This window comes from Spirulina subsalsa CS-330 (genome assembly GCF_028330765.1).
GTDB classification, from domain to species: domain Bacteria; phylum Cyanobacteriota; class Cyanobacteriia; order Cyanobacteriales; family Spirulinaceae; genus Spirulina; species Spirulina subsalsa_A.
The window spans coordinates 1-3,589 of the sequence record NZ_JAQMTY010000201.1; the positions used below are offsets into that span (position 1 = coordinate 1).

Annotated in this window: 3 protein-coding genes; 2 read left to right on the forward strand and 1 reads right to left on the reverse strand. The window is 55.7% G+C overall.

The features are described from left to right. Positions 1-191 precede the first annotated feature (191 nt). Positions 192-1,016 carry a metallophosphoesterase gene (locus tag PN477_RS14055; RefSeq protein WP_272119774.1) on the forward strand — a complete coding sequence of 275 codons (825 nt, stop codon included), beginning with the start codon at positions 192-194 and terminating at the stop codon, positions 1,014-1,016. Positions 1,017-1,060: 44 nt separating this feature from the next. Continuing rightward, positions 1,061-2,176 (forward strand): histidinol-phosphate transaminase, encoded by a 1,116-nt coding sequence (locus PN477_RS14060; RefSeq protein WP_272119775.1) that lies wholly within the window; start codon positions 1,061-1,063, stop codon positions 2,174-2,176. On the opposite strand, the gene PN477_RS14065 is transcribed toward PN477_RS14060, so the two are convergent. After that, positions 2,140-3,441, reverse strand: coding sequence for a putative bifunctional diguanylate cyclase/phosphodiesterase (locus tag PN477_RS14065; protein ID WP_272119776.1), 1,302 nt, complete (start codon positions 3,439-3,441; stop codon positions 2,140-2,142). The two genes, PN477_RS14060 and PN477_RS14065, sit on opposite strands and share 37 nt — an antisense overlap. Positions 3,442-3,589: the final 148 nt, after the last annotated feature.

Sequence of the window (3,589 nt, forward strand, 5' to 3'; positions counted from 1 at the left end):
GATGTTCACCTTCTCTCGATCCCCCCTAGCCCCCCTTAAAAAGGGGGGAACGAAAAAAAGTCCCCCTTTTTAAGGGGGATTTAGGGGGATCAAACGCAGACGAGGCCAACATTTGAACGTTATGTATAAGCAGTAGCCCCGGTGGAGGGAGAGGGGAGCCACCCACTTTATCAATCCCTGAGGACGGCTATATGTACCCTTTGCTGACGGAAGCGATCGCGATCGAGCGGGTGACGATCGCCATTCGGGATCTTGCCCCCCATCTCCATCACCGCAAAATCATTCAACTGTCCGATCTGCATTATGACGGCTACTCCCTGAGCGATCGCACCCTCCAGGATGCGATCGCCCAAGTCAACGCCGAAGATCCCGACCTGATCCTGCTGACGGGGGACTACGTGACCCGCGATCCGGAATTGATCCATCCCCTGGCCCAACAGTTGCAAGCCCTGCACAGCCGTTGGGGGGTGATCGCCAGTTTGGGCAATCACGATAACCACGGCCGACCCTATCGCCAGATGATTATTGAGGCGCTCCAGGCGGCGGGTTTAACGGTGTTGTGGAATGCGATCGCCTACCCCTGGGGGCCAGATTTCCCCGTCGTCGGGTTAGCGGATCTGTGGTCGTCGGACTTTCAACCCCAAACCCTCCTCGCCTCCCTTCCCCCCAACCTGCCCCGCCTCGTCTTGTCCCATAACCCCGACTCCGCCGCCCGCCTCCAACCCTTCCGAGTGGATTTGCAACTGTCCGGCCATACCCACGGCGGTCAAATTGTCCTCCCCACGGGCGAACCCTTGCCCGAAATCCTGCTGCGGCTGCGACGGGTGGTGACGCGGTGGATGAGTACCACCCTAGGGGAAGAGTGCGATCATGTGATTCAGCATTGGGAATGGGTGCAGGGGCATCACTACGTGGGGACAAATCAGTTGTATGTGAATCGGGGTCTGGGTAGTTATTTTCCGGGCCGGTTTAACTGTTCCCCTGAAATTACGGTGCTCACCCTCAATCCGGCATAATCCCCCACTAAAATAAAAGACTGCACCTATGTCGCACCGTGACTATGCTTGATTTTATTCGCTCCGATCTCCTGCAATTCCAAGCCTACACCCCCCACCCTGGCGGGGAATTGAGTATTCCCGTTGATATTCTCGACACCAACGAAAGCCCCTACGATTTACCCGCCGATCTCAAGGAAAAATTGGCCTGGGTTTATCAAAATCAGATGGACACGAACCGCTACCCCGATGGCAGTCATCAGGAGTTGAAGGGGGCGATCGCTGCCTACGTGAATGAATCCGCCGCTACGAATGCGATCGCGCCGGCTTGGATTTCCCTGGGAAATGGGTCTGATGAACTGATCCGATCGCTGTTGATCGCCACCTGTATCGGCGGGGCGGGATCGATTTTCGTGGCAGATCCGACGTTTTCGATGTACGGGATTATTGCGGAAACCTTGGGGATTGAGGTGGTGCGCGGGGGACGCTTGGCGGATTTTTCCCTGGATTTAGAGGCGGCGCGATCGCTCGTCGTCGATCCGGTGCGGGTGGTGTTCATGGTGCATCCCAATTCCCCCACGGGCAACGCCCTCACCGAGGCGGAACTCGATTGGCTGCGGAGTTTGCCAGAGCATATCCTCGTCGTGATCGATGAGGCCTATTTTGAATTTAGCCAAACCACCCTCGCCGCAGAATTACCAGAGCATCCCAATTGGGTAATTTTGCGCACCTTTTCCAAGGCCTTTCGCTTGGCGGCGCTGCGGGTGGGCTATGCGATCGCCCCTCCCGCCGTGACCCAAATTCTCGAAAAAGTCCGTCTCCCCTACAACCTCCCCGCCTTCACCCAAACCGCCGCCCTGTTCGCCCTCCAACAGCGGGATCTCCTCCTCAGCGCCATTCCGGAACTGCTCCAGGAGCGCGATCGCCTCTACACCGCCCTGAGCGACCTTCCCCCCCTCACCGTCTGGCCCAGTGCGGCTAACTTTCTCTATCTGCGTTTCACCCCCGATGATCCCCATGCCCTCGTTATCCTCACCCAAACCCTGAAAACCCAAGGCACGCTCATTCGGCAGACTGGGGGCGGCCTGCGGATTACCATCGGTTCGCCGGGAGAAAATGAACGGATGTTAGTGCGCCTCCAAACCTATCTGGCGGCGTTAACGTCGGGAATGGAATCGTGATTGAGGACGTGGGGACTGTATTGAGCGTGAAAACGGGCGGTGATCTCCGCAGCCGTGAGGGGCGGTGCAAAGAGATAGCCTTGGCCTTTTTCGCAGCCCAGGGTTTGGAGTTGGTGCAGTTGGGTTGCGGTTTCGATGCCTTCGGCGACGACGGACAGTTTAAGGCGTTGGGCCAGGGCGAGAATGATGGAGGCGATCGCATTGTCATCTGCATCGCCCTGCATTCTCTTCACAAACGAACGGTCAATTTTGAGGGTATTAATCGGAAACCGATGGAGATAGCTCAGGGATGAATAGCCTGTGCCAAAGTCATCAATGCTGATCTCGATCTGGTGCGATCGCAATTCCGACAGCAACGCCACCACCCCTTCTTCATCCTCCGCCAACATACTTTCCGTCAGTTCTAGCACCAAATTTTGGCCCGGCAAGCCCGTTTGGTTCAGAATTTCAGTGATCTGCTGCACCAAGTTCGGCTCCCGGAGTTGTCGTGCTGAAAGATTCACACTAATCCGAAAATCCGCCATGGCCGGGAATATCCTGTGCCATGCCATCATTTGCGTACAGGCACTGCGCACCACCCACAACCCCAACGGCACAATCAACCCCGTTTCCTCCGCAATGGGAATAAACTCCACCGGACTGATTAAACCGCGTTGGGGATGTTGCCAGCGCAGCAACACTTCCATCCCGACAATCTCCTGATCGGTGAGCTTGAAAATGGGCTGATAGTAGAGCAGAAAATCCTGATGTTCTAAGGCTTGGCGCAGACCATTTTCCAAATGCAGCCGCTTGAGGGCTTCGAGGCGCATGATCGGGTCAAAAATTTCGTAGCGGGCTTTGCCCTTGAGTTTGGCGCGATACATGGCGATGTCTGCATCTCGCAAAATATCTGAGGCCTGGTGATGGGCGGTACAGTTGATCACAATGCCAATGCTGAGGGTGACAAAGACTTCGCGGTCTGCAATGATCAGCGGCACAGTCATCTCATTGAGAATCCGCTCGGTGACTCGGATCACTTCATGAATCCCTTCGATCGCTTCGAGTAAGATCACAAATTCATCACCGCTGATCCGTCCCACGATGTCAGTGTCGCGGATTAACTGCTGGAGTTTGTGGGCGACCAATTGGAGGACGCGATCGCCCGCAACATGGCCCAAACTATCGTTAATCACCTTGAACCGATCAAGATCCACAAAAAGCACCGCAAAGTGAAGATCAGGATACCGTTTCGCCCGACTGAGAGCCAATTCGAGCCGCTCGATCAACAGGGTGCGGGTAGTGCATTAATGCACGGGACGGAGGAAAATCAGGCTACACAACTACGATAACTAGGGAGACAAGCTCATGGCTATTGAGATGACCTGTCCGACCTGTGGGTCTCACGATATCTCCAAGAACGGCACTAGCCACCGA

Bases quoted from the DNA above. Each gene is read 5' to 3' on its own strand.
- PN477_RS14055 (WP_272119774.1), top strand. From the start codon at position 192: ATGTACCCTTTGCTGACGGAAGCGATCGCGATCGAGCGGGTGACGATC.
- PN477_RS14060 (WP_272119775.1), top strand. From the start codon at position 1,061: ATGCTTGATTTTATTCGCTCCGATCTCCTGCAATTCCAAGCCTACACC.